At 56.9% G+C, this 26,291-nt stretch carries 23 protein-coding genes; 16 read left to right on the plus strand and 7 right to left on the minus strand.

The window, feature by feature from the left end:
- Positions 1 to 111: 111 nt before the first annotated feature.
- Together RGV06_RS19030 and RGV06_RS19035 are read left to right on the plus strand one after the other, a co-directional pair.
- Positions 112 to 1,260: a pyridoxal phosphate-dependent aminotransferase gene (locus RGV06_RS19030; protein ID WP_019823653.1), complete on the plus strand. Its 1,149-nt coding sequence runs from the start codon at positions 112 to 114 to the stop codon at positions 1,258 to 1,260.
- Positions 1,248 to 2,039: an amidohydrolase gene (locus tag RGV06_RS19035; RefSeq protein WP_046809954.1), complete on the plus strand. Its 792-nt coding sequence runs from the start codon at positions 1,248 to 1,250 to the stop codon at positions 2,037 to 2,039. Before RGV06_RS19030 ends, RGV06_RS19035 begins: the two co-directional genes overlap by 13 nt.
- Before the next feature lie 159 nt (positions 2,040 to 2,198).
- Here the strand turns inward: RGV06_RS19035 and leuA are convergent, their stop codons facing one another.
- Positions 2,199 to 3,878: a 2-isopropylmalate synthase gene (gene leuA / locus RGV06_RS19040; protein ID WP_322150880.1), complete on the minus strand. Its 1,680-nt coding sequence runs from the start codon at positions 3,876 to 3,878 to the stop codon at positions 2,199 to 2,201.
- A gap of 580 nt (positions 3,879 to 4,458) precedes the next feature.
- Here leuA and RGV06_RS19045 point away from each other — a divergent pair.
- From RGV06_RS19045 to RGV06_RS19070, 6 genes are all read left to right on the plus strand, one after another.
- A complete protein-coding gene (locus tag RGV06_RS19045) occupies positions 4,459 to 5,220 on the plus strand; it encodes a hypothetical protein (protein ID WP_048351121.1) in 762 nt (253 codons plus the stop codon).
- Between the two features lie 64 nt (positions 5,221 to 5,284).
- Entirely contained in the window at positions 5,285 to 5,821 is a 537-nt protein-coding gene (locus tag RGV06_RS19050) for a CS1 type fimbrial major subunit (protein ID WP_048351120.1), read from the plus strand.
- 147 nt (positions 5,822 to 5,968) lie between these two features.
- Positions 5,969 to 8,476 carry a TcfC E-set like domain-containing protein gene (locus tag RGV06_RS19055; RefSeq protein ID WP_322150882.1) on the plus strand — a complete coding sequence of 836 codons (2,508 nt, stop codon included), beginning with the start codon at positions 5,969 to 5,971 and terminating at the stop codon, positions 8,474 to 8,476.
- Between the two features lie 421 nt (positions 8,477 to 8,897).
- Positions 8,898 to 9,848 (plus strand): hypothetical protein, encoded by a 951-nt coding sequence (locus RGV06_RS19060; RefSeq protein ID WP_322150884.1) that lies wholly within the window; start codon positions 8,898 to 8,900, stop codon positions 9,846 to 9,848.
- A 304-nt stretch (positions 9,849 to 10,152) separates the two neighbouring features.
- Positions 10,153 to 10,971, plus strand: coding sequence for a winged helix-turn-helix domain-containing protein (locus RGV06_RS19065; protein WP_019823642.1), 819 nt, complete (start codon positions 10,153 to 10,155; stop codon positions 10,969 to 10,971).
- The gene (locus RGV06_RS19070) at positions 10,968 to 11,489 is read left to right on the plus strand and encodes a hypothetical protein (RefSeq protein WP_046809950.1); all 522 of its coding nucleotides are present in this window, start codon (positions 10,968 to 10,970) and stop codon (positions 11,487 to 11,489) included. Before RGV06_RS19065 ends, RGV06_RS19070 begins: the two co-directional genes overlap by 4 nt.
- Here the strand turns inward: RGV06_RS19070 and RGV06_RS19075 are convergent.
- Positions 11,486 to 12,310, minus strand: a complete 825-nt coding sequence (locus tag RGV06_RS19075) for a peptidoglycan DD-metalloendopeptidase family protein (protein WP_019823638.1) — start codon at positions 12,308 to 12,310, stop codon at positions 11,486 to 11,488. The two genes, RGV06_RS19070 and RGV06_RS19075, sit on opposite strands and share 4 nt — an antisense overlap.
- 3 nt (positions 12,311 to 12,313) lie before the next feature.
- Positions 12,314 to 13,693: an exodeoxyribonuclease VII large subunit gene (xseA, locus tag RGV06_RS19080; protein ID WP_037032027.1), complete on the minus strand. Its 1,380-nt coding sequence runs from the start codon at positions 13,691 to 13,693 to the stop codon at positions 12,314 to 12,316.
- A gap of 81 nt (positions 13,694 to 13,774) precedes the next feature.
- Here xseA and RGV06_RS19085 point away from each other — a divergent pair, with 81 nt between their 5' ends.
- The 4 genes from RGV06_RS19085 (at position 13,775) to guaA (ending at position 18,662) form a co-directional block, all read left to right on the plus strand.
- Positions 13,775 to 14,521: a sulfite exporter TauE/SafE family protein gene (locus tag RGV06_RS19085; RefSeq protein ID WP_046809949.1), complete on the plus strand. Its 747-nt coding sequence runs from the start codon at positions 13,775 to 13,777 to the stop codon at positions 14,519 to 14,521.
- Positions 14,522 to 14,679: 158 nt separating this feature from the next.
- Positions 14,680 to 15,228 carry a hypothetical protein gene (locus RGV06_RS19090; RefSeq protein ID WP_019823634.1) on the plus strand — a complete coding sequence of 183 codons (549 nt, stop codon included), beginning with the start codon at positions 14,680 to 14,682 and terminating at the stop codon, positions 15,226 to 15,228.
- Between the two features lie 283 nt (positions 15,229 to 15,511).
- Entirely contained in the window at positions 15,512 to 16,981 is a 1,470-nt protein-coding gene (gene guaB / locus RGV06_RS19095; RefSeq protein ID WP_048351115.1) for an IMP dehydrogenase, read from the plus strand.
- A 103-nt stretch (positions 16,982 to 17,084) separates the two neighbouring features.
- The gene (gene guaA / locus RGV06_RS19100) at positions 17,085 to 18,662 is read left to right on the plus strand and encodes a glutamine-hydrolyzing GMP synthase (protein ID WP_019823631.1); all 1,578 of its coding nucleotides are present in this window, start codon (positions 17,085 to 17,087) and stop codon (positions 18,660 to 18,662) included.
- A 382-nt stretch (positions 18,663 to 19,044) separates the two neighbouring features.
- Here the strand turns inward: guaA and RGV06_RS19105 are convergent, their stop codons facing one another.
- Genes RGV06_RS19105 through RGV06_RS19115 form a run of 3 tightly spaced genes read right to left on the minus strand, consistent with a single transcriptional unit; the run spans position 19,045 to position 20,274 of the window.
- Positions 19,045 to 19,587: a hypothetical protein gene (locus tag RGV06_RS19105; protein ID WP_322150889.1), complete on the minus strand. Its 543-nt coding sequence runs from the start codon at positions 19,585 to 19,587 to the stop codon at positions 19,045 to 19,047.
- Positions 19,588 to 19,611: 24 nt separating this feature from the next.
- The gene (locus RGV06_RS19110; RefSeq protein WP_046810682.1) at positions 19,612 to 19,938 is read right to left on the minus strand and encodes a hypothetical protein; all 327 of its coding nucleotides are present in this window, start codon (positions 19,936 to 19,938) and stop codon (positions 19,612 to 19,614) included.
- A gap of 24 nt (positions 19,939 to 19,962) precedes the next feature.
- Positions 19,963 to 20,274, minus strand: coding sequence for a hypothetical protein (locus RGV06_RS19115; RefSeq protein ID WP_046810681.1), 312 nt, complete (start codon positions 20,272 to 20,274; stop codon positions 19,963 to 19,965).
- Between the two features lie 125 nt (positions 20,275 to 20,399).
- Here RGV06_RS19115 and RGV06_RS19120 point away from each other — a divergent pair, with 125 nt between their 5' ends.
- Both RGV06_RS19120 and RGV06_RS19125 read left to right on the plus strand, forming a co-directional pair.
- The gene (locus tag RGV06_RS19120; protein ID WP_198820834.1) at positions 20,400 to 20,957 is read left to right on the plus strand and encodes a hypothetical protein; all 558 of its coding nucleotides are present in this window, start codon (positions 20,400 to 20,402) and stop codon (positions 20,955 to 20,957) included.
- A gap of 421 nt (positions 20,958 to 21,378) precedes the next feature.
- On the plus strand, positions 21,379 to 22,035 hold the full coding sequence (locus RGV06_RS19125; RefSeq protein ID WP_037031930.1) for a trypsin-like peptidase domain-containing protein: 657 nt from the start codon (positions 21,379 to 21,381) through the stop codon (positions 22,033 to 22,035).
- Between the two features lie 128 nt (positions 22,036 to 22,163).
- On the opposite strand, the gene treR is transcribed toward RGV06_RS19125, so the two are convergent.
- Positions 22,164 to 22,868 carry a trehalose operon repressor gene (gene treR, locus RGV06_RS19130; protein WP_019823622.1) on the minus strand — a complete coding sequence of 235 codons (705 nt, stop codon included), beginning with the start codon at positions 22,866 to 22,868 and terminating at the stop codon, positions 22,164 to 22,166.
- 207 nt (positions 22,869 to 23,075) lie between these two features.
- Between treR and treP the strand changes: the two genes are divergently transcribed.
- Complete coding sequence (gene treP, locus RGV06_RS19135) at positions 23,076 to 24,518, plus strand: PTS system trehalose-specific EIIBC component (protein WP_019823621.1); 1,443 nt, start codon at positions 23,076 to 23,078, stop codon at positions 24,516 to 24,518.
- 31 nt (positions 24,519 to 24,549) lie between these two features.
- Complete coding sequence (gene treC / locus RGV06_RS19140; protein WP_322150892.1) at positions 24,550 to 26,193, plus strand: alpha,alpha-phosphotrehalase; 1,644 nt, start codon at positions 24,550 to 24,552, stop codon at positions 26,191 to 26,193.
- Positions 26,194 to 26,291 lie beyond the last annotated feature (98 nt).

A 26,291-nucleotide genomic window follows, 5' to 3' on the forward strand; every position in this document is an offset into this window, starting at 1 on the left:
CGAGCGTAATGAGAAAGGGTCCGAAAGGGCCCTTTTTCGTGTCTGACGTTTGGGCTATTCTCGGTAGGTCCTGCGCCGTAGTCAGTGCCGGGAACTCAACAGGGAACGGCCATGATCACCAGCAAGTTGCCGAATGTAGGCACCACTATTTTCACGCGCATGTCGCAGCTCGCGACAGAAACCGGCGCACTCAACCTGTCTCAGGGGTTCCCCGACTTCGATGGCCCGCAGGCATTGCGTGATGCTGTTGGCAAGCACATTGCCAGCGGTCACAACCAGTATTCACCCATGACCGGTTTGCCTGCCTTGCGTGAGCAGGTAGCGGCAAAAATCACCCGCAGTTATGGCGTCCAGGTAAATGCCGACACCGAGGTGACCATCACACCCGGTGCGACCCAGGCCATTTTCTGCGCGATCCAGGCCGTGATTCATGCCGGTGATGAAGTGATCGTCTTTGACCCGTGCTACGACAGCTATGAACCCTCGGTTGAGCTGGCTGGGGGCCGCTGCGTGCACGTGCAACTGGGGCTCGAAGACTTCTCGATAGACTGGCAAAAGCTTGAGGCGGCCCTGAGCCCGCGTACGCGCCTGATCATCCTGAACAGCCCGCACAATCCAAGCGGCGCCCTGATCAGTCGCGCCGAACTGGACCAGCTGGCCAGGCTCATTGCCGACCGCGATATCTACCTCATCAGTGATGAAGTGTATGAACACCTGGTGTTCGATGGCGTGCCCCACGTCAGTGTTTTGTCCCATCCTGAGTTGTACCATCGTGCATTCGTTGTCAGCTCTTTCGGCAAGACGTACCACGTGACGGGCTGGAAAACCGGTTACGTTGTCGCGCCGCCGGCCCTGACGGCTGAGTTGCGCAAGGTTCACCAATACGTCAGTTTTTGCGGTGTTACGCCATTGCAGTATGCGTTGGCAGACTTTATGGCGGCTCACCCCGAGCACGTTGAAGAGTTGCCAGGGTTTTATCAGGCAAAGCGTGACCTGTTTTGTGATTTGCTCAGCCCGTCGCGTTTTACCTTCAGGCCGGTGGCTGGCACGTACTTCCAGTTGGTGGATTACTCCCTTATTCGTCCGGACCTTAATGATGTCGACATGGCCATATGGCTGACCCGCGAACACGGGGTGGCGACTATCCCGGTGTCGGTGTTCTACCAGACCCCGCCCGAAGGGCAGCGGCTGGTTCGTCTATGTTTTGCAAAACGCGAGGAGACGCTGCGTGAAGCAGCAGAAAAACTATGCGTGATCTAAAGGGTTTACCCGATTTAACCGTAGCGCTGGTGCAAACCACGCTGGCCTGGCATGACCGTCAGGCCAACTTCGATCATTTCGACGAACTGCTTGAGCAGGCTCGGGGCGCCGATTTAGTGGTGCTGCCCGAAATGTTTACCACCGGCTTCAGCATGGACTCCAAAACCCTGGCTGAGCCTGAAGGCGGTCCGAGTACCGAATGGCTGCGCAAACAGGCCAAAAGGCTTGATGCCGTGGTGACGGGGAGCGTTATTGTGCGCGCTGCAGATGGCAGTCACCGTAATCGCTTGCTGTGGGCTCGGCCCGATGGCGAAGTGCTTCACTATGACAAACGCCACCTGTTTCGCATGGCCGGTGAGCATGAACATTTCACCCCGGGCGAGCGTCAGGTTCAGTTCGAAGTTAAAGGCTGGCGCATTCGTCCGTTGATTTGCTACGACCTGCGCTTCCCGGTGTGGAGTTGCGACCCCCATGACACTGACCTGTTGCTGTACACCGCCAGCTGGCCAGGTGCGCGCCGGCTGCACTGGAACCGTTTATTGCCTGCACGGGCCATCGAAAACCTCTGCTACGTCGCAGCGGTGAACCGGGTGGGCACGGACGGTAAAGGAATGGTCTACACGGGTGACAGTCACGTCTTCGACTTCCAGGGCGAGTCGCTGCTCAGTGCCGGTGAGGCTGACGGGGTTTTCACCATGAACCTGAGTGCGGCTGAATTGCGGGCTTACCGCGAGCGCTTCCCGGCCAATCTGGATGCCGATAACTTCGAGCTGCATTAAAACCTGTAGAGACTCTGCTACCACCCAAGACCCCCGCAGTGGGAGCGAGCCTGCTCGCGAATGATCTTCGCGAGCAGGCTCGCTCCCACGGTTGAAATATCCACCACAAAAAAGCCCCCAAGGCTCTCGCCTTGGGGGCTTTTGTGTTTCTGGCGATGCTTACGCCGCTTTAGCCTCGGTTTCGCTCAGCGAGCGGTTCAGGGCGCTGAACAGTGCCTTGAAGCTTGCCGTAGTGATGTTTTCATCAATACCCACACCGTGTACGGCACGTCCGCCGTTGACTCGCAGCTCAATGTAAGCCGCCGCCTTGGCGTTGGTGCCAGCACCGATTGCGTGTTCGTTGTAGTCCATTATTTCGGCGTTGACGGGCAGGCCGGCTACCAGCGCTTCCAGCGCGCCGTTGCCCTTGCCGCTCCAGCGCAGGTTGGTTTCGCCATCGCCTTTGGCTGACACTTCAACCTCGACGGCACTGTGACCGTTCTCTTCCTGTAAGCGGTGGCTGACCAGCGCGTAAGGGGTGTTGGCTTGAAGGTACTCAGTGCGCAGCAAGCTGTGGATCTGCTGAGCCGTCATTTCCAGACCCAGGCGATCAGTTTCGCGCTGAACGACCTGGCTGAACTCGATCTGCATCCGGCGTGGCAAGCTGATGCCGTATTCCTGCTCCAGCAGGTAAGCAATCCCGCCTTTGCCCGACTGGCTGTTAACCCGAATCACGGCTTCGTAGCTACGGCCGATATCAGCCGGGTCGATTGGCAAGTACGGGACTTCCCACAAGGCATCCGGTTTTTGTTGCGCGAAACCTTTACGGATGGCGTCCTGGTGCGAGCCGGAGAATGCAGTGTGGACCAGGTCGCCCACATACGGGTGACGAGGGTGAACCGGGATCTGGTTGCACTCTTCGACCACTTTGCGCACGCCGTCGATGTCAGAGAAGTCCAATTGTGGATCCAGGCCCTGGGTGTACATGTTCAAGGCCACAGTCACCAGATCGACGTTGCCAGTACGCTCACCGTTACCAAACAGGCAACCTTCAACGCGATCGGCACCTGCCATCAGGCCCAGTTCGGTTGCGGCAACACCGGTGCCACGGTCGTTGTGGGTGTGCAGGCTGATCAACACGCTGTCACGGCGATTGATATGGCGGCCGAACCACTCGATCTGGTCGGCGTAGATGTTCGGAGTCGCGCACTCAACAGTGGCAGGCAAGTTGAGGATCATCTTGTGCTCAGGCGTCGGGTTCCAGACCTCGATCACCGCGTCACAGACTTCCTTGGCGAACTCCAGCTCAGTGGCGCTGAACGTCTCTGGCGAGTACTCGAATGTCCAATGGGTTTCGGGTTGCTGAGCGGCATATTTGACGAACAGCTTGGCGGCGCTGACCGCGATTTCCTTGATGCCGTCCTTGTCCTGATTGAACACGATGCGCCGGAAAGCAGGGCAGGTTGCGTTGTACAGGTGAACGATGGCTTTTTTCGCTCCGCGCAGCGACTCAAAGGTGCGTGCAATCAAATCTTCTCGGCCTTGGGTCAGCACCTGAATGGTGGTGTCATCCGGGATGTGGCCGTCTTCGATCAGGGTGCGCACGAAGTCGAAGTCGGTCTGGGACGCAGCCGGGAACGACGCCTCGATTTCTTTAACGCCAACGCTGACCAGGGTCTTCCAGAAACGCAGCTTCTTCGTCGCATCCATCGGCTCGATCAGCGACTGGTTGCCGTCGCGCAAATCGGAACTGCACCAGATAGGCGCGCTGGTGATGGTTTTCGAAGGCCAGGTACGGTCAGGCAAATCAATGACCGGGAAAGCGCGGTATTTGGAAGACGGGTTTTTGAGCATGGTCATCAGGCAATCCTTAATAGGCGAGCCGACTATTCAGATGCGGCCAGCCGGAAAAATACAAAGCAGAGGGCGAGGCACCGCAATTAGCTTTGCAGTCGTGCACTGACGAGGCAAAGGCTGCGATGTTGGCGAAGCAGAATGAGGGTATGTGATGTGTTCATGACCTCAACCCTAACCATTGGTGAGAAGGATGGCAAGCAGGCAAAAAATATTGAGATAACTGCTCGATTCTGACGGTAATCCGAGTTTTTATAGCGTTTTATGTCTTCGGTTGTCGTGTTTATTGCGCTGCTTGAGGGTTCGGCACACATCGTGTGCTGTTGGGTACAGGCAATCCAGGTCAGTACGAATTGAACCCGGGAAGTCTGCCTGCAGACAGCTCTATGATTTAGCGCCGAAAAGTTGTGACCACCCAGTCTCACAAACCGTGAAAACCCATGAAAAGCCTTGAGTTTCGGTGCTCAGGCATGAGCATTGATGAGGGTTTTCGCTTCATCACTGCAATCGCCGTAATACTTGATCCCACTTCCACAGCAGCTTCACAGGCTCTGTAGAAATCAGTGATCAGCAGCCGAGTATTACGATGCGAATTTATAGCTATCTCTTGTTGATGATGGGGTGCGGTTTGGGTTTGACTGCGCCAGCAGTCGCCTCGCCAGCCATCAATCCGGGGCCGATGTTCGGCTTTCTGGATGAAGGAAAAAGCGCCGTCCTCAAGCGTATTTACAACTCCGGAACCAGCACCGCATTCGTGAAGGTGGTGGTTCAGGAAATCATCTACGACGCCCAGGGCCAGCCTGTCGAGCAACCGCCAAAAACGCTCTCTGATGCACCGCTGGCCGAGCAGAACACGCTGCTGGCAAGCCCCGCCCGAATGATTATTCCAGCCAATGGCATGCAATCGACCCGTCTGTTGTTTATGGGCGGTCGTGACCATGAGCGGTATTACCGGGTTCGCTTTATCCCCGTGCTGCCGTCCAGTGCCGACACGTTTGACCAGAGTGCCGATGACCAGCAGACCTACAGCAAAGACCTGGCCGCGCAAGTCACCCTGTTGACGGGGTTCGGCACGCTCATGTTTGTCAGGCCGGACACCGTGAAGTTTGATACGAAACTTAAAGATGAAAAAGACACGTACAGCGTCCATAACGCAGGCAACAGTGTGATTGCCCTGGACTTTGTTAAAAGTTGCCATGTCGATAAAACATCCGAGTGTTCAACGATTGGTCAACACTATGTATTGCCCGGCAAAACCCACACGTTTACCAAAGAACAAAACAAACTTCATAGCTTTGTGCTTCAAGAAGGCAAGGCTGAGCGCAAGGTCTCGTTTACCCGCGCTTGACTGTTAATTGCACCTCAATGATGTATCACCCCCCCTGACTATAAACCTGAAGAAGGATATACCAATGCAACGCACTTTCATGGCTACTGTTAGCCCACTGGCCCTTGCCTTGTTGACCACCCTGGGCGCTGCGCAGGTCTCTGCGGCTGACCCCGTCGAAGTACAAGTTCAATTGATCGCCACTATTCCATCGACCTCGTTTTTTGTTGTACCCGCAGAGACCGGCTGGATCGGTGTGGCTCAACGGATGGAGTGGACGCCTAGTGCTCTGGCGGGGCGTGGCAAGTTGAGCACCCTGCGCAAAGCCTTTGACGTCAAGAACAGCTCGGGTGCCATTGCCGCACGCCTTACCGATGCAGGCGGCCCTTTTCTGTCCAGTGGCGCTCAAATGATTCCGCTTGTCGTTAAATTTAATGACTTGGAGCTGGGCACTGGCGATAGCCAAGAGTTTATCAACGCCACAGAAGCTGCTGCCGGTAAACGAGTGGACCTGACGATTGCCGCCGTCGATACAGGCATGGCCGGCGGTGATTTTGTACCGGGTGAATACAGCGGCATCGTCAACATGACCTTCGATGCCGTTGCGCCTGTCACGCGTTAAGCCGTCTTTAGTAATGCCTGAGTGGTAAGGCTCTCTTTCCTGGCGGTCGAACTTCGATCGATGTTCTCGGCCGCCCGGAAAGTGGAGCTTTATAGGTTTTACATAAACGATGTCAGTTCGTCTGGATAATAACTATTGAACTCTGTAATGGGTCGTGCCCTGATTGTGTGCTGGTCGATCATTGTATCGGCGGGCGTTAACGCTGACGTTAATCCACCGTCCAAGTTGGGTGTATTAAGTCAGGCAGAGGCTTTACCTGATGGTTTTCAGGAGCACTTCTTTGATGTGCCGCTGGCCGTGCGTATTGATGTAAACACTCAGTTACTGGGCGATGCCCTAGTGGTCCTCGGTCGTGATGAAACCATTCGATTATTGAGCTTTACCGATACACAGCAAAGCGCATTGCCTGAGGCGCAGCGTGCCCAATGGCTGGAGCAGTTGGCCAGGCCTGTGGCGCTGGGTAGCTGCACGAGTAGTTGTGCAAACGGCCTGGTGGCCTTGCATTACAACCTGCAAGACTCACAGCTTTCGATTTTGACTGATGACGCTGAGTATCAAGGCGCTTCTGCTCAGTACAACAGCCTGCCCGAGGGCGGCAGTACCGGTCTGATTGTGCAAAATCAATTGAACATCGCCCGTGGTGGTGGCTCCGAAGCCAGCACGGCGGCGCGTTATAACGTCCAGGCCAGCAGCAGCCTCGGTAACTGGACACAGGTGGCCTCGGCCGAGCTGGCGCGCACTGGCGAACCCGACTCGCCCACCTATCACTCTCTTAACCAGCTCTACGGCCAGCGCGAGTTTGCGGGCAACTTTCTGCGAGTGGGGTATTTCACCCCGGATGCGCTCGGGGTGTATCGACGACCCCGCAACTTTGGCGCCAGCCCTGACACCACCCTCGGTGTCATGTACGGAACCAGCGACAGCCTGGCCGTCAACAGTACAAGCCCCAGTACCTATCCCGTGTATGTCACGCCTAGCCGTCAGGGCCTGGTCGATGTGTATCGCGACGGCGTCCTGATTTACAGCCAGGCCGTTGCCAGTGGTTTGCAGACCCTGGACACCCGGCGTTTGCCCGGGGGCATTTACCCGGTGCAGGTGCGTTTGATCGAGGATGGCCAAGTCACTTCCACCACCGAAGAGGTGATCTACAAGCCCAATAACTGGCGCAATGCCGATCAACCCTGGCGCTACAGCGTGTTTGGCGGCAAGCGACGTCAACTGTTCAATAACTGGGGCGATGACGTTCAATATGATCAGGGTTTGACCTACGGGGTTTTACTCAATTACCTGGTGCATCCCCGCGTCATTCTGGGGGCTGACGCTCAACGTGTTGCGCAAAAAATGCAATACGGCAGTTCAATCGACTGGAGCCTGTCAGACAAGATCAGTCTCTATAGCAACGTCTATCAAACGTCTGACTACGGTACAGGAATGGACGTTCAGGCCCGTTATCAGTATCAAAGCGGCAGCGCGATGTTTTCCCACTCGCGCTCCTGGCTTGATACCCGCAATGACATCGACTACCTGGACACCGTCGCGATTCGCCCCAAAAACCGCTACAACGGCCGTACGCAAAACACGGCGTTGTCGGTTACCCAGCGCTTGAGCATGACCAGCAGCCTGACCGGCCGTGTCAGCCACAGTCGCGGCAATACCAACGGCACAGGCGTTGATCTGAGCTGGCTGCGTCGCAGTACGCTGTTTGGCAGCGATGTGAACTGGCAGGTGTCGCTGTTTGATCGCCCTGCGAGCATCAGCAATGGGAGTCAGCGTAATCGCGGGGTCGACTTGAGCATCAACCTGGCGCTGGGCAAGCCGGGTGGCAGTCTGTCGGCCAGTATCGGCAGCCGCACCTCCCGTGATGGGGAGCGCGAGCTCAACGGCTCTTTGGGCTACAACAAGGTGCTGGACGGCGATTTTTTCAAAAGCTATTCCACCAGTCTAACGGCCGACAGTTACGGCGCGGGCCTGAGCGGTGCGACCCAATTTGAAACCCGAATGCTTAACGGCGACGCCTATGCGCAGCGCTCGTCCTATAACGGAGAGGTCAGCGGTGGCTTGAACCTCAGCAGTACCGTGGCCGTCGGCGCAGGGGCTGTGGCAGCCAGCGGCAGTTTCTATGGGGGCGACGGAGCAATGATCGTCGACCTGGATTCGGACATCGACAACCTGGTATTGCGCGCCGACGACATGGGCGGCAGTTATGGCTCAGCGCTTAAGCCCGGCAGAAATATAATCCCGGTGGGGGCATATGAAAGCGGCACGGTGCACTTCGATTTTAGTGGCAGTGATGCCCACGCCGCCTCGATACAACCGCCACAGACGCGCTACCACCTTAATAAAGGCGCAGTGGCGTACCAGAAGGTTCGCGTGCTCAAAACCCTGTCTATATTGGGGCGTATTGTCGATCCCCAGGGGCGTCCCATGGCGGGCGCACATATTCAAAATCATGCCAGCAGTGGTGTATCAGAGGCTGACGGGTTCTTTGTTCTGGAAATGAGCGAATCGTCACCCAGCCTCGAAATACATCATCGTGGGCAGCCCGCCTGCAGTGTGCTTCTGGATCCGGCTAAACATAAGCGTGAAAACAATGTGCTGTTGGTGGCCGATATCGTCTGCAATCCAACATCAGTGCGCGTTGCCAAAGGGACTTGAGAATGTCAATAACGTGAAGGGGGGTGCCCTGTTAAATGGCGCTGAATATCGGGCGCACCAGGGGGTGTCATTTATTATTTTTAATTGAGTAATCAAAATGCGGAAGTTATTTATAGTTAACCCTCATGTTGTCATGCGTCATGGGTTGGCATTGCTAGTGATGTGTTATGCACTGTCGACGTCGGCCTATGAAAAAACCATTGAGGCGGTGTATACCCCGGATCCGAATAATCCAACGAGCACGACCTTCGTCCTGTTGACCCCTGGCGAAGGCAAATGCTCTTTGTCGATGTACTGTAATGGGGCGCTGGGGCTTCAATTGCCGGTTGTTTTTGAGTCGGCCATGGGTATAGACGTAACTGCCAACGCCAATGACCCAAGGCAAGGCGCGTACTTCAAGATCCCCCGGGCTTGGCGCAGCGTGATGCTGGTCAATAATGAAACGGGATCTCAAGCCGAATTAAAAGTTCGGGCGGCGGCGGTAGGGGCTCGGTACGTTTTAATCCAGCCAGCCTATGAACTGTCGCCGGGAGGTCCAACGGTACCCAACTATGGGCATGGGTTGCTCTGGCAAGGGGGCACGTGGCATGAGTCAGTTGCGCCGTGTTTTTCATCCCGGCTGTGGTATTTGGTCCCCAAGGTGCATGAGTTTTTTTGGCAGTACCGCACCAGTGATACCTGCACGAAAAAAGCGCTGTTCGATATACCAGGGCCTTTTATTTATAACAGGGTTGAAACCGCCTTCGAATTCGCAATGCCTAACCCGCTGGACATGGAGCCTGGCAACTATACGGCCAGTACTCTGTACAGCGTGGGGCCGGGGCAGGATTTCGACTTTGGCCAACTGATGCTGCCTTCAGACAGCCAGATCACCCTTGATTTCAGTTTTGTAGTGAACGGTGCGCTGAGCGTGGAATTTCCACCGGGCTCCCATCGCGCGGTATTGCAGCCCAGAGAAGGTTGGCAAGGCTGGCTCAACTCGGGGCGCAAACCACCCGCCTTGAGTGCGTTTCAGAACTTTAAAATATCGGCGTCAAGCCACTTCAAAATGTACCTGGACTGCCAATACTCGGTCGGTACGGACTGCGGTCTACACGCCGAGTCGGCCACGCAAAATGCCCAGGTGGCAGTGGATACAACGGTGAGCTTTGCGGCCGGTATCACGTTAAGTCCAGGCCGGCGTGCGGCGATTAAAGTGCCCTTGGCGCAGGGCATCCACAATGCGGTGAGTTTTGACATTGACGGGGCCCAAGTCTCTCGCGGCGCAAGCATGAACTATGCAATAAAGCCTGAGGTCACGGCGCTCATGGTTGAAAATCCGGGCAGTACTTACAGTGGCGTGGTCACCATTGTCTTTGATATCAGTACTTGATAAGGGGTATTCGAGGGCGATGGATTGCACGGCGGACAGTGTATTAAGTGAAGTGTGTTGTTTAAGGCGAATTCTTGAAGTTTCCTACGTGTGTCTTTAATTAAAACGCTCGACTGACCGGTGTCGTGTCATTGTTTGTGGGGTGTGTTCATTCATCAATAGGGTGTTTATGTTTACTCATGTGGTGAAAGGGGGCGTGATCGTTCGCTGTGCTAAATGAATGATGTAGAGTGATATATAGTTCGGCATTTTAAATGGCGGAATATTACACTCCGCCCACTCATTTTATAAGGCATGTAATACCATGGCCCGTTACTTGATAGCTGGCGTAATGTTATTTGATGATGAGTTGTATGAAGTGTCTGGGCCGGGGGACGTTGTTCAGTCCGTGGTGTTGGGGGCGGCAGCCAGTCGTTGTTTTTCAACATTGCTTGAGGCCCAGGGCTCCATCGTGACGAAAAAGGAGTTGTTGCACGCGGGGTGGGAGCGGTACGGGCAGCAGGTGTGTGCCAATAGCGTCAACCAGTCCATTGCCCAGATCCGCCGCTGTTTATCCAGCGTGGGCCACTGCGATTACGTGGTCACGGTACCGCGCATTGGCTACAAGGTCAGCGATGCCTTGTCGATTGAGAAATTGGGTGACTGTACGCAACCTGCACCCGGGGATGACTTGAGCTGCGGGCACGATATCAAACCGGTAAGGCTCATGCAGGATGACCAGGTTGTCGGGCCGGCGAATAAAAAGCTCGGCACTAGCAAATCGCTGTTGCTGGGCGGGTTGTTGCTCTTCAACTCGCTCCTGGCCTTTGGCTGGCAATCGATGCAGTTGAGTACGCCCTTGTCTGCGGCCATCGAATTGAATTATTTGCCGGTACCTGCCGAGTCTGGCTTGCACCTGTTCTCTGCACCGGGGTTAAACGCAAGCCCTGAGCGAATCAATGCCCATCTGCTCAAGCTGAAGGAAAAACCGCCAGCATTCACGGCATTGGGGAGTTACGCGTATGTGTATTTGAATGGTGCATTAAGAGATGACGTTTATGGATATTTTTTATGCCGGGATCCGATAGAGGTCAGTGTCTCGGGGTGTATTTCTTATTTTGTCGTGGAGGGGGCCGAATCATGACCGCTGCAAAGTCCAGTGCGCCGGGCATGATGTTTATTGCGCTGATCCTGGTGCCTTGGCTGGTCGCGACGTGGTTCTACTCTGCTGATCGAGTGGTGTGGGAGTGCCATCTGGATTTTGAAATGCTGGTGACGTCGAGTGATCAAAGAGTGGAGCGAACACTGGGTTCCTACAGCCAGTTCTTTTATGGCAACAACCTGGGGTTCTCACGGATCAGTGGCCGCAAAGTGCACGTCTTGAAAAATCATCAAACCCGGGTGCACAACTTTTATCGCTTCATGGATTTCAAGTATGTGCAGGCAGGGCCTTACCTGAAAAACAAGATCACTAAGATCACGCGCAAACAGGGGGACACGCTCAGTGATGATCAGGAGCTGGCATTTATGAGCGTGCCGGGGGAGGACGTTTATGATCAGGTGTTGAAGCTTGGCCCCAACACGTATTCGTTTGGCCGTCTCGGCATGCCACGCCAGATCTGCCAGGGCAGGCAAGGGTGGCTGATGCCGCGTTTACGTTAGGGCTGAAAAGCGCCGATAAAGATCGCAGGATCGACCCGGGCATCGTTCAAGCTGATGTTCCAGTGCATGTGCGGGCCCGTAGCCCGCCCGGTCGAGCCGACCTTGCCGACCACATCACCACGGGCCAGTTGCTGGCCAACCTTGGTGTCAATTTTCGACATATGGCAAAACATACTGATGAAGCCTTGGCCGTGATCCACGAACACCGTATTGCCATTGAAAAAGTAGTTGCCGATCAGGATCACTTTGCCAGCGGCCGGGGTTTTGATCGGTGTGCCTGCTGGTACCGCAAAGTCGAGGCCCGCATGGGGATTGCGCTCTTCACCATTGAAAAAGCGGCGCACGCCAAACTTGCTGGACAGCGGCCCGTTGACCGGTTTGTCCAGCAGCAGATTGCTCGGGGTATTGGGGCTGAAAGTACGGTAGGCCTTGATCTGAATCGCCAGTTCATTGTCGATTCGCTTGATATCCGCCGGGTTGGGATTGACCTGACGCTGATTCTTTAGCGTGATGCGCTGCTCGGGGTATTTCTTGTTGCCCACCGTGAAGGTCAGTTGGCGCGAGCCACTGCTGAGGGTCTGGGTGCCCGGTTTTACCGTCAACGGGATGCCGACAATCGCCCGCCAGGTGTCCTGCTCCTTGATCACCAGCACCGGTTTGCCTTCATAGGTTGCCTTGGGGGCTTGTGCGCCGGTGCCCAACTCAATCACGGCAACGCCGCCCGGCACCGGTTTATTCAATAAACGGGTGATGTAACTGTCAGCGGCGTGTGCGTTGAAGGTCAGGCACAGCAACAGGGCGGCAGAAAAAAAACGTGACATCAGTTAATCCAGTAAAGAAAGGGTGACGGGCGTGAGGTGATTGTCCTCGACCCGGACTTGCAGCTCGCCTTCGCCCAACTTGGCCTTCAAACGCTGACCGTTATGGGTTTGCCCGGCGCTGCGAACGGCGTTGCCGCGCTCATCCAGCAAGATGCTGTAGCCACGCCCCAGGGTCGCCAGCGGGCTGACCACGTGCAGGGTCTGCATGTGGCTCTGCAGTTGCAGACGACGACCTTTCAGACCTTCGCGCATGGCCCTTGGCAAGCGTTCGGCCAGACTGTCCAGGCGCTGGCGCAACATGGCCAGTTGACGACCCGGATGCTGGGCGGCCAGGCGGGTTTCGAGGCGGATCAGACGCTCACGGCGGGTATTAAGGCTGCGCTCGAACGCGCGGCGCATACGCATGTCCAGATCATCCAGGCGCTGGGCTTGCTGGCGCAGACGTTCGCCGGGGTGGCGCAAGCGACGCGTCAGCCCCTCCAGACGCAAGCGGTCGCGCATCAAGCGGTCGCGAATGCGCATCACCAGGCGCCGGTGCAGGCTGTCGATTCGATGTTGCAGGTCGCTCGAGTCCGGAGCCAGCAACTCGGCAGCAGCAGACGGCGTTGGCGCCCGTACGTCCGCTACAAAGTCGGCGATGGACACATCGGTCTCGTGGCCTACAGCGCTGACGATGGGGGTTGCACAGGCGTCGATGGCCCGGGCTACGGCTTCTTCGTTAAAACACCACAAGTCTTCCAGCGAACCACCGCCCCGGGCCAGGATCAATGCATCGAAGCCTCGGGCATCCGCCAATTTCAATGCCCGCACAATCTGCGCAGTGGCTTCGCGGCCTTGCACTGCGGTGGGGATCAGGGTCAGTTCGACGTGCGGCGCCCGGCGGCGGAACACGCTGATGATGTCGCGAATGACCGCCCCGGTGGGCGAGCTGACAATGCCGATGCGCTGCGGGTGAGCGGGCAGGGCGACCTTGCGTTCGGGGCTGAACAGGCCTTCGGCGCTGAGCTTTTCTTTCAGCGCATCGAAGGCCAGACGCAGCGCGCCATCACCCGCGGGCTCTACGGTGTCGAGGATCAGCTGATAGTCACCGCGGCCCTCAAACAACGACACCTTGCCGCGTACCTTGACCGCCAGACCGTCCTTCAAAGCCTGGCGCACCCGCGCCGCGTTGTTGCGAAACAGCGCACAGCGCACTTGTGCGCCACTGTCCTTGAGGGTGAAGTAGACGTGGCCGGAGGCCGGGCGCGCGAGGTTGGAGATTTCGCCTTCTACCCAGATGTTGCTGAACACGTCTTCGAGCAAGACCCGCGCCCGGCCATTGAGCTGGCTGACGGTCAGGACTTCTCGGTCGAGGTTGAGTCTTGCAAAGGGGTCTTTAATCATGCGGGCCATCATAAGGGCGGATTGTTCTGTCTGCACCTGCCCGGTTAAAGTCCGCGCACAAAAATACAGGGAAGCAGAGCAATGGATTTGCCTTTCACAGGTAGCGAGTGGGTATTGCTGGAGCTGGCCATTGCGCTGGCGTATGTGGTGTTTGGCGTGGCCGGATTCGGTACCGCACTGGTTGCAGGTCCTCTGCTGATTCTGTGCCTGCCTTTGTCCAAAATCATCCCGCTGCTGGTCCTGCTGGATTTTGTCGCGGCGTTTGGTAACTGGCTGCCCTCGCGCCGGGATGTGGCGCGCCCCGAGCTGCTGCGACTGCTCCCTTGCATGGCCATGGGGTGTGTGATTGGCGTTGTGTTCTTGCTCAACCTCAAGTCCGACCTGTTATTGCTGCTGATGGGTATCTTCATCAGTGCCTATGCGGTGTACAGCCTGGCGGTGAAGGTGCGACCGACCGAAGTTGCACCCGTCTGGGCGATCCCGACCGGCGTCACGGGCGGGCTATTTGGCGCATTGTTCGGCAGCGGTGGTTTTTTGTATGCGCTGTATCTGAATGCACGCTTGCCCAAAGACGCGGCGCGGGCCACCCAAAGTGCGTTGATCAGTTGCAGTACCGTGGTGCGCTTGAGTTTGTTCGTGATTGCGGGTGTGTATGCCGATGGTGCACTGCTGTTGCTCGCCGTCTGTCTGTTACCGGCGATGGCGCTGGGGCTGTGGACAGGCCGTCGTCTGACCCGCAAATTGTCCCGCGAGGCCTTTGTGCGCCTGGTGACCTGGCTGGTGCTGGCGAGCGGGATTGCGCTGATAGCGCGTTACCTGAGTGCTTGACCTCGCGGTGAGAGGCTTTAAGCTGCGCGCCTGATCCAACTCTGTGGGAGCGGGCTTGCTCGCGATGCAGGCACTGCGGTGCGGCAGCCAGATCGCGAGCAAGCCCGCTCCCACAGTTTCAGTGTGTTGCCCTTATCCCACGTACACGTGCCGTATCCATGAACTCGCAAAGCATCATCGTTCCTAAAATCTCCACCTTGCCGGTTCATGAGCCGCGTGCCAGGGCCATCGTGCGCTGGCTGGTGCGCAAGAACATCATTGAAGAACAACTGACCACCTGTGGCCGCACGGGCAACGGTATGGCGTATGCCATCGCACCGGGAGCCCGGGAAGTGGTGCTGCACCCTGAGGCGCTGCCATTTGGTCAGCCGGTCAATGGTCTGGAGATCATCACCAAGCGCTGCATCTACACTCCGTCCAAGGGCTTTCTTGAAGAAGCCGGCTGCGCCGAGTGCCGCAAGGAAGTGGGGGAGGCGCTGTTCGACAGCCTGGAAGACTGGATGCCGGGGCGCACCGACAACTTCATCTGCCCGCTGTGCTCCCATGAAGACGACATCAACGGTTTTTTGTTTTTGCAGCCCTGCGGGTTTTCTAACCTGGGCTTCATTTTCAATAACTGGGCCGAGGCGGGCTTTAAGCAGAGCTTCCTCGACGAGTTCGCCGACTGGCTTGATCAGCCGGTGGCGTGGGTGCAGGTCGAGTTGTAACACGCAGATCCCGTAGCAGCTGCCGAAGGAACGAGGCTGCGTTCGATTGCGAAGCGATCGTAAACTCAGAACACGCGGTTCAGCTGAAAAACCGTGTGATCTGAATTTACGACGGCTACGCCGCCGGACGCAGCCTTCGGCAGCTGCTACGGTTCGATTTCTGCCTTCAAAGTCAGCTATTCATTGGCCCTTAGCGCAAAACTCTCTAAAGGTTTACGTTGAGAGACGCAGGTGTTTTGAGTACAATGGCGCGCTTCCATTTTCCCGCTCGGGAGCCCCAGCGATGCTGCGTATCAGCCAAGAAGCACTCACATTCGATGACATCCTTCTCGTCCCCGGTTATTCCGAGGTTCTCCCGAACGAAGTCAGTCTAAAGACTCGTTTGACCCGTGGCATTGAACTGAATATTCCGCTGGTTTCCGCCGCAATGGACACCGTGACTGAAGCCCGTCTGGCAATCGCCATGGCTCAGGAAGGCGGTATCGGCATCATCCACAAGAACATGACCATCGAGCAGCAAGCTCACGAAGTTCGCAAGGTCAAGCGTTTTGAAGCCGGTGTGGTCAAAGAGCCCATCACTATCGAGGCTGATGCCACGGTACGTGAACTGCTTGAACTGACCCACCAGCACAACATTTCCGGCGTTCCTGTACTGCACAATGGCGACCTGGTCGGCATCGTGACGTCCCGTGACGTGCGCTTCGAAAACCGTCTGGAAGCTACCGTTCGTGACGTGATGACGCCTAAAGAGCGTTTGGTCACGGTCAAGGAAGGCGCTGACAAGGAAGAAGCCCGCGAATTGCTGCACAAGCACCGCATCGAGCGCGTCCTGATCGTCGACGACAAATTTGCCCTCAAAGGCATGATGACCGTTAACGACATCGAAAAAGCCAAGGCTTACCCGCTGGCCAGCAAGGACGATCAAGGTCGTCTGCGCGTTGGCGCTGCGGTAGGCACTGGCAAGGACACTGCCGATCGCGTGGCTGCCCTCGTGGCTGCTGGCGTTGACGTGGTTGTTGTCGATACCGCTCACGGTCACTCCAAAGGCGTGATCGACCGCGTTCGTTGGGTCAAGCAGAACTTCCCTGACGTTCAGGTGATCGGCGGCAACATCGCCACCGGCGCTGCTGCCCTGGCCCTGGCTGAAGCTGGCGCTGACGCGGTTAAAGTCGGTATCGGCCCAGGCTCGATCTGCACCACCCGTATCGTTGCCGGTGTTGGCGTTCCGCAAATCAGCGCGATTGCCAATGTTGCCGCGGCCCTGGAAGGCACTGGCGTACCGTTGATCGCCGACGGCGGCATCCGTTTCTCGGGTGACCTGTCCAAGGCCATCGTTGCCGGTGCGTCCTGCGTGATGATGGGTTCGATGTTTGCCGGTACCGAAGAAGCACCGGGCGAGATCGAGTTGTACCAGGGCCGTTCGTACAAGGCCTACCGCGGCATGGGTTCGCTGGGTGCGATGTCGCAATCCCAGGGTTCCTCCGACCGCTACTTCCAGGACTCCTCTGCGGGTGCCGAGAAGCTGGTGCCGGAAGGCATCGAAGGTCGCGTGGCATACAAAGGCTCGCTGACTGCAATCGTGCACCAACTGATGGGCGGTCTGCGTTCCTCGATGGGTTACACCGGCTGTGCCGACATCGAGCAAATGCGTACCAAACCCGAGTTCGTGCGCATCACGGGCGCCGGCATGGCTGAATCCCACGTCCACGACGTGCAGATCACCAAGGAAGCTCCAAACTATCGCGTAGGTTGATAGTGGTCGCACCCGGGCTCACGCACGGGTGCGATACGAATTAAGTCACCGGGGCTGTTTGATTCAGCCCCGTGTCGTTTCTGAAATTAATCGAGATTTTGTCATGGCCCTCGACATTCACGCCCACCGCATTCTGATTCTGGACTTCGGTTCCCAGTACACCCAACTGATCGCCCGCCGCGTGCGCGAAATCGGCGTTTACTGCGAACTGCACCCGTTCGACATGGATGACGCAGCGATCCGCGAATTCGCACCTAAAGGCATCATCCTTGCTGGTGGCCCGGAATCCGTGCACGAAGCGGGCAGCCCTCGCGCGCCTCAAGCTGTATTTGACCTGGGCGTACCGGTTTTCGGTATCTGCTACGGCATGCAGACCATGGCTGAACAGCTGGGCGGCAAGGTTGAAGGTTCCGAGCTGCGTGAGTTTGGTTATGCCCGCGTAGACGTGGTTGGCAAAAGCCGCCTGCTGGACGGCATTGAAGACCATATCGACGCTGACGGCCTGTTCGGTCTGGACGTGTGGATGAGCCACGGTGACAAGGTCACCAAAATGCCATCCGACTTCCACGTTCTGGCCAGCACTCCAAGCTGCCCGATTGCTGGCATGTTCAGCGACGAACGTGGCTACTACGGTGTGCAGTTCCACCCGGAAGTGACCCACACCAAGCAGGGCGGCCGCATCCTGTCGCGCTTTATCCTCGACATCTGCGGCTGCGAAGCCCTGTGGACGCCGTCGAAAATCGCTGAAGACGCAATCGCCAACATCCGTGCCCAGGTGGGTACTGACAACGTATTGCTGGGCCTGTCCGGCGGCGTTGACTCCTCGGTGGTTGCAGCGTTGCTGCACAAGGCAATCGGCGATCAGCTGACGTGCGTATTCGTGGACAACGGCCTGCTGCGCCTGCACGAAGGTGAGCAAGTGATGGCCATGTTCGCCGAGAACATGGGCGTTAAAGTGATCCGTGCCAATGCGGCCGATCAGTTCCTGAACAACCTGGCTGGCGAAAGCGATCCAGAGAAGAAGCGCAAGATCATCGGTCGTACTTTCATCGACGTGTTCGATGCCGAGTCCTGCAAGCTGGACAACATCAAGTACCTGGCGCAGGGCACCATCTACCCGGACGTGATCGAGTCGGCTGGCGCCAAGAGCGGCAAGGCTCACGTCATCAAGTCGCACCACAACGTGGGCGGCCTGCCGGACGAGATGAACCTCAAGCTGGTTGAGCCGTTGCGCGAACTGTTCAAGGACGAAGTCCGTCGTCTGGGCCTGGAACTGGGCCTGCCGTACGACATGGTCTACCGTCACCCGTTCCCGGGCCCGGGCCTGGGTGTACGTATCCTGGGTGAAGTGAAGAAGGAATACGCCGACATCCTGCGTCGTGCTGACCACATCTTCATCGAAGAACTGCGCAAGGCCGACTGGTACCACAAAGTCAGCCAGGCATTCGTGGTGTTCCAGCCGGTCAAGTCGGTTGGCGTTGTAGGCGATGGCCGTCGTTACGCCTGGGTTGTAGCCCTGCGTGCCGTAGAAACCATCGACTTCATGACCGCACGTTGGGCGCATCTGCCTTACGAGCTGCTTGAAACCGTCAGCGGCCGGATCATCAACGAAATCGAAGGCATCTCCCGCGTAACGTATGACGTGTCGAGCAAGCCGCCGGCAACGATTGAGTGGGAATGATGGGACGTCCGGCACTGACCGGCACCATCTAGCAAGAAATACCCTGGAGCCCGCGTAATTGCGGGCTTTTGGTATTTTGGGTTTGGCAATCGGTTGGCGGACGGTTTACCGGCGACCTTCGCATTCCGGTGATTCGCCAATGCGGTCGAGCTTGTCCCTGCGCTTGAAGCCTGCGTCATCAATGGCGTGTTTAATGGCTCACCTCGTACGTTTGTGAGAGAGCTACATCAATACCGTGTCGCGGATAAGGAATGCGACAGGGTATCGAGAACGCTTAGCCGTGCAGTTATCAGCAATCACTGATTTTCCATCTCCCCTGGGGTGCAGGTGTGTGTTGAAGCTCTTCACGCGCAGCCGTCAACCAGTCCGCGCAGATTTCGGGCTAGAAGTTATCAATCGCGTTGCACATTGACACCTTCCCCGCTGGCTGCGGTTGGACCATGGCCCACTGCTTGCCGCCCGCCTCCAATTCAACCAGCTGGAACGAACAGTCCGCCGACATGGTGGCCTGCACCATGTAGTCCACGCCAGGCTGAGGTACGAAGGTCATGGCCTTGGCACACTGCCGGGAATATTGCAGGCGCCCCAGATAATGGAGTGTGATCGGCTTGTTCGCCGGTACCAGCAGCTCTGACGAAACCGAACCTGCCAACGAATAGATCGGTCCGGGAATGCCGAGGTTTTCGCCGTTGTGGTCGGGGAAGCCGGGTTTCGCCGACGCCATCACCCCCGCGCCGGGCACGTTCCAGTCGAGACAGTCACGCCCCGGCACGGCGCGCACCAGGCCGTCGGTGAGCAGGCGGATACGGGCAGTCTCGCCGCCCTGCGGGGGCACATAGCCGGTGGACAGCGAACGCACGTTCGCCACTTGGCCGCAGCCGCCGAGCGTTAGCAGCACGGCGGGGATTACAAGCAACAGTCTCATCAGGTATCGACTCGCAGGGGGAAGTTAAGGCTGGCGGCAGTTCTGGTTGACCGACAGGTGTGGCGCCGGCTCATAGCTCACGCGCTGCAAACCATCGGCGTCCTGGAACAGGAAGTACTTGACGCGACAGTCCTTGAACATCGCTGAGTAACCCTCCGCCCGGAAGCCTTGGCCGTCGACCTGTTTGGTCACGGTATTGTTGCGGCTGACCACCGCGAGCACCTTCTGATAGCTGTCGCCCATGTCTACCCCAGGCTCGCCGGTGATCGCGGCCGAGGAGGCACAACCGCCCAGCGCTGTTACCGCCAGAGCCAATGCGGCGCCATACAGTCCATTGCGTAGATTGTTCATTCCGTGTGTCCTTTGGGTGATGGGTTAACGGCGGCCGTCGCACACCGGCGATTCGCCAATGCGGCCGAGCTTGCACATGTCGAGGTTATCTTTGCGCTTGAAGCCTGCGTCTTTCATGCAATAGAAATTCATTAACCTCACATCGATTGGCGACCTGTCTCCTGCGCCATCAACATTGGTATATCCGCACGCACGCATCGCAGCAATGATCCCGGTCTGGGATACGCCCTCCTTGTACCATTTTGTGTAATCCGGAGCCGGCGGTTGAAAGCCCCTTCCCGTGCAGCCAACCAGTAACACAGCGCAAAAACTCAGTAACAGGCTCTTCGTGAGCATGGCGTTCCTCCTCATGGTTTTCATCGCCAGACAGCTCAACTCCCTGGTAGCGCAGGCAGCATACAGGGAACTTTCGTTCTGCAAATGCCTCTACACAGTCCTTCTTCAGGCTATTCAGGGATCGAATGAAAACTTCTTTGGCGTTTCCATTAGCAATCACTTTCGCTCTGGTCTTGACCGGCTGCAGCAGCCGCCAGGCGGGTGATCTTACTTCAGGACCGGTTGTTCCACTGGCCATGAATGACCATCAAGCCAGCGTGACTTTCCGGACTATAGGCGGCGAGGGTGATCGTCCTGTCAGTTACATGTACGGCGATGCCACTACTGGATTAGTGAGCGCGGGTGAGCGGGTTTATGACTCTGCTTACTTCAAGCGCGTACCGGCTTACCTGAAGAAAATCGCCGGTGGTACTGACAGCATCAGTAAGCTGGTCGAAGCGGATAAACCGGTATCCGTGAAAGGGGAGGTCAAGGACAAACCGTTTACCTTTAACGGTATTCCCATGCCTACGCCGTTCGACAAGGAGCAGCCTGCTGCGCAGCAATTCACGCCGCACGCCAAGAAGAATTACCTGGTTGAAACCGTGATCGCCGACACGTGGGTCATGAACGTGTACGAAGTCTCGGCAACGGGTGAACGCAAAACCATTGGCGCTCCCAAAAAGGATGCCGGCACAAACTGACTGCGCAGGCATCCTGTAGAGGCAAAGGCTTATTTATAGGGTTTAGACCGTTTAACCGGTTTGTTTTAAATAAGGCGGTCAACATTTTCGGGTATTGACCGCCTTTTTTGTGGGCTGTAACACGTTGCAATTGTCCTGAATAATTGGATCCATGTTTACACTTCAGGCGCTCTTTAGGTCATAGAGACTTCTGTTTCATTTTCTCGATTTAAGCACATTTTCGGCGCCAATTATTTGAACTCCCTAGTTGCTCAAAAAGCAATTGGGCTTAGTTCGATTGATTCATACGGGCTATTAAATTGTCAGCCATAAGTAATACAGCGACCCACTAAAACAAGTAGTTAGGAGCGCTATTATCTGTGCTGTCAAAATACTGACAATCGCAGCCAGTTGCATTCTTCCTATAAGTCGGTGATTCATCATGATCAAGATCATGGCCTTCTTGTTAATAGGAGTTGTTACTGCAGGATGCAATGGATTCGTGAAGCCCGACTTGTCGGGGCCTGTTAATGACTCGTACTTTGCGGTCTTTTCAGGCTTTCCCATGCCGTTTATGTACATGGCCTCGGCCGTGCAATGGAATGAGGATTACGCCGTCACGACAGCGCACACTCCGTTTATCCCCAATGTTGCCTACCGTTGTAGCACCCATTGCGATTTGGTCTTTATCAAGCACAAAGCAAGCGGCCACTATCCATCCTGGCGGGCACCGCGTGTGGGTGAACGTATCACCGCGGTGGGGTTGAGCCCTTATCTGGTGACCACCACGGGCCAAGGCAAGGTGTATCAAACGCCCTTCCGCAATACCGAAGAACATAGCGGTGATCTTTATGCCATCCACGATGCCCCGCTGGTCAAGGGGATGTCGGGCGGGCCGGTTATCGGCAGTGACGGCAATATTGTCGGGATTAATGCCGGTTTTTACTCGACCACATTGAACGATGTGATCACTCAGTCCGGTTTGAAAGGGGCTGAGCGGGTCAGCATTTTTATCCCTTATTCGATCATTCGGCGCGAGTGGCTGATGCTGCAGGCGCAACTGGATGGCCCGCGTGGTTCGAAGTATGCAGCGAAGTGATTGTTGGCAAGATCAAGAGCCCCTCTCCCGGAGGGAAGGGGGACTGAAGGCAAAAAAAGATCTGTGCAGCGCCACAAACCGGCGCCCTCTCCCTCTGTGAGAGGGCTGGGGTGAGGGTGCTTTTGACTCTAGCGCCTCGCCACATCCGAAAAGTAAAACTTGTCCAGGGTATGCCGCGACTCGGTGTACTCGAACTGGCGCCCATCCTGTAAAAATGTCTGGTTACTCACCACGATCACATGGCTCTGACCGTCCAGGTCCAGATGCTGTTGATCATCCTTGCTGCGCGGCACCGCTTCAATGGTGCGCTGGGCATAGCTGATCTGCAGGTTCAGGGTTTGCTCGATGTAGGCATAAATCGAGTGCTGGGCAATCTCTTGATTCAGCCCCGGAATCAGATCGCTCACAAAATGGTTGATGTCCAGAATCACCCGTTTGCCATCTATGCGGCGTACCCGTTTGATTCGGGTGATGAGGCTGCCTGCTTGCACATCGAACTTCTCGCACAACGCGCCCTCAAGGGCAAATTGCGTGAATTCCACCACGTCCGTGCTGACGTTATCGCCCAGCCGCGGGTAGGTTTCCTGGAAACTGACAATGCCACCCAACTGAAACTCGATCGGGCTGGATGACAGCACGAAAGTGCCTTTGCCATGGATCTTTTGCGCAAAGCCGCGCTCCTGAAGCTGTTCGATGGCCTTGCGCACGGTGCCACGGCTGGCCTCATAACTGGCCATCAACTCGGCTTCGGACGGCAGGCGGGCGCCTCGGGCCAGGCGTTCAGTGGTGATGCTGGCAAGCAGATCGGTGTAGATCTGATTGTATTTAGTCATGGCGAGGGCTCTATGCCGTTGGGGCTCAGGGCCCGAACCTTAAGGGCAGGGGATAGGCAGTGCAAGTACTGGCGCCAGGGCGACAGGTAAAAAAACTCAAACTCGTCTGTACCAGTTGTTGCTTTAACTCGTACAGACGAGTATTTTTCGTTTCTGCGTGCTGCCACAACGACGCTCCATAATAAAAATTCAAGCGGAAGACAACGCATGAGCCACGACTATTCCAAGATCGCCAGCGAACTGCTGCACAGCCTCGGTGGCGCTGACAACGTTGAGCAGGCCGCCCATTGCGTGACTCGCTTGCGTCTGGCGCTCAAGGACCCAAGCCGGGTCGACAGCGCAACCCTCAACCAGATCGATCTGGTGAAAGGCTCCTTCTTCACCGGCGGGCTGTATCAAGTCGTGATCGGCCCCGGCGAAGTTGAAAAGGTCTATGCCGCCTTGCGCGAGCAGACCGGCCTGGCCGCTGCCACCATTGCCGACGTCAAGCAAAAGGGCGCCGACAAGGCCAACGCCATGCAGCGTCTGGTGCGAGTGTTCTCCGATGTGTTTATGCCCATCCTGCCCGCGCTGATCATTGCCGGCCTGTTGATGGGTGTTAACAACCTGCTCGGCGCCAAAGGCATGTTCATAGCCGATAAAACCCTGCTCGATGCCTATCCGTCCCTGGACGGCGTGTGGAGCTTGATCAACCTGATGGCCAATACGTCTTTTGTGTTCCTGCCTGCTTTGGTGGGCTGGTCGGCGGCCAAGCGTTTTGGTGGCAGCGAAATTCTCGGCATCGTACTGGGCCTGATGCTGGTACACCCCGACCTGCTCAATGCCTGGAACTACGGCAAGGCCGTGGCCGGGCTTGACGGGCAAAGCCTGCCTTACTTCGACATCCTGGGCGTGTTCCAGATCGAGAAGGTGGGTTACCAGGGGCAAATCCTGCCGATCCTGATGGCCGCTTATGTCATGAGCGTGATCGAGAAATGGCTGCGGGCGCGGGTGCCCAATGCCATTCAATTGCTGGTTGTGCCCATCACCACCATCGTCATCACGGGTGTGCTGGCGCTGGCAATCATTGGCCCGGTGACGCGCCACCTCGGGATTCTGATTACCGAAGGCGTGGTCATGCTGTTTGACCTGGCGCCCGTGCTCGGCGGGATGATTTTCGGCCTGCTGTACGCACCGCTGGTGATCACCGGCATGCACCACATGTTCCTGGCCGTTGACCTGCAACTGATCGCCACCCAGGGCGGAACGTTTATCTGGCCGATGATCGTGATGTCCAATCTGGCCCAGGGCAGCGCCGCGCTCGGAGTGTTTTACATGAGCCGTAATGTGCGTGAACGCAGCATGGCCTCCACCTCTGCTGTTTCTGCGTATTTCGGGATCACTGAGCCCGCCATGTTCGGGATCAACCTGCGCTACAAATTTCCGTTCTACGCGGCCCTGATCGGCTCGGCGCTGGGCAGTATTTTCCTGTCGCTGAACAAGGTCCAGGCTTCGGCAATTGGCGTCGGCGGCTTGCCGGGCTTTATCTCGATCATCCCGCAGTACATCCCGATGTTTGTGATCGGCATGCTGGTGGCCATTGTCGTGCCGTTTGTCCTGACCTGCGCCCTGAGCCTGAAAATCATTCGTCCCGGTTATCGCGTCGCCTGATCGATCACCCACCGTTTTTAAGGAACCCCCCATGCAAGACTGGCAGCGTTCGGTGATCTATCAGATCTACCCAAAAAGCTTTTACAGCCACGCGGGCAACGCGACCGGCGACTTGCTGGGGGTGGTCGACAAACTCGACTACCTCCAATGGTTGGGTGTTGACTACCTGTGGCTGACGCCTTTTCTGCGCTCGCCCCAGCGTGACAACGGCTATGACATCAGCGACTACTACGCCATCGATCCGAGCTACGGCACCATGGCTGATTGCGAGTTACTGATCAGCGAGGCCAGCGCCCGGGGCATCAAGCTGATGCTCGATATCGTGGTCAATCACACCTCCATCGAGCACGAGTGGTTTCAGCAGGCGCGCAGCAGCCTCGACAACCCGTACCGCGACTTTTACATCTGGCGTGATCAACCCAATAACTGGGAGTCCAAGTTCGGTGGTTCGGCCTGGGAATACGAGGCGCAAACCGGCCAGTACTTCCTGCATCTGTTTGACCATACCCAGGCTGACCTCAATTGGGATAACCCCAAGGTGCGAGCTGAAGTGTACAAACTGATGGGCTTTTGGCGGGACAAGGGCGTGGGCGGCTTTCGTCTGGACGTGATCAACCTGATCTCCAAACCGGCGCATTTCCCGGAAGACAGCAGCGACGGGCGCCGCTTCTACACCGACGGCCCCAGCGTGCACGAGTACCTGCAGGAGATGCACCGCGAAGTGTTCGAGGGTCACGATCTGGTCAGCGTCGGCGAGATGTCGTCCACCAGCCTTGAGCACTGCATCCGCTATTCACGCCCGGACAGCAAAGAACTGTCGATGACCTTCAACTTTCATCACCTGAAAGTCGATTACCCGAACATGCAGAAGTGGGTACGGGCTGATTTCGATTTTCAACAGCTCAAGGGCATCCTCTCGGACTGGCAAGTCGGCATGCAGGCGGGCGGGGGGTGGAATGCCTTGTTCTGGTGTAACCATGACCAGCCCCGTGTGGTCTCGCGTTTTGGCGATGACGGTGAGCACCGCGTGGTCTCGGCCAAGATGCTCGCCACTGCGCTGCACTTTCTTCAAGGCACGCCGTATGTGTATCAGGGCGAAGAGATTGGCATGACCAACCCGGGGTTCGAACATATTGAGCAGTACGGTGATGTCGAAACCCTGAACATCTACCGCCTCAAGCGTGAAGCAGGCGCGTCCCATGATGAATGCATGGCCGCGATCAAGCAGAAGTCGCGGGACAACAGCCGCACACCGATGCAATGGGATCACCAGGCGAATGCCGGTTTCAGCAGTGCCGAGCCGTGGATCGGTATCCCCGGCAACGCTCAACTCATCAACGTTGAAGATCAGCTCAATGATCCGGCCTCGGTGCTGCATCACTATCGGCACTTGATCGCCTTGCGCCGCGATGAGCCGCTGATTCAACACGGTGAGTATCGCCAGTTGTTGCCAGAGCACTCCCGGGTGTGGGCGTATTTGCGCCAGGGGGACGGTGAAAGCTTGCTGGTGATCAACAACTTCTACGGCGCCCCGTGTGACATCGAACTGCCAGAAGGGGTAATCGATACAGGCATGACGCAACGCCTGCTGATCAGTAACTACGACGATTGTCCGGTGCGTACGCACACTGTGCATGTGCGCCCGTACGAGTCCTTTGTCCTGCACCTGAAGTAACCCTCTGTGGGAGCGAGCCTGCTCGCGAACAAGGCTACCTGGCCTTCGCGAGCAGGCTCGCTCCCACAGAAGTCACTAGCGTTTTACCCATAACAATA

It is taken from the genome of Pseudomonas sp. CCI3.1, from assembly GCF_034313985.1.
In the GTDB taxonomy this organism is placed as follows: domain Bacteria; phylum Pseudomonadota; class Gammaproteobacteria; order Pseudomonadales; family Pseudomonadaceae; genus Aquipseudomonas; species Aquipseudomonas psychrophila.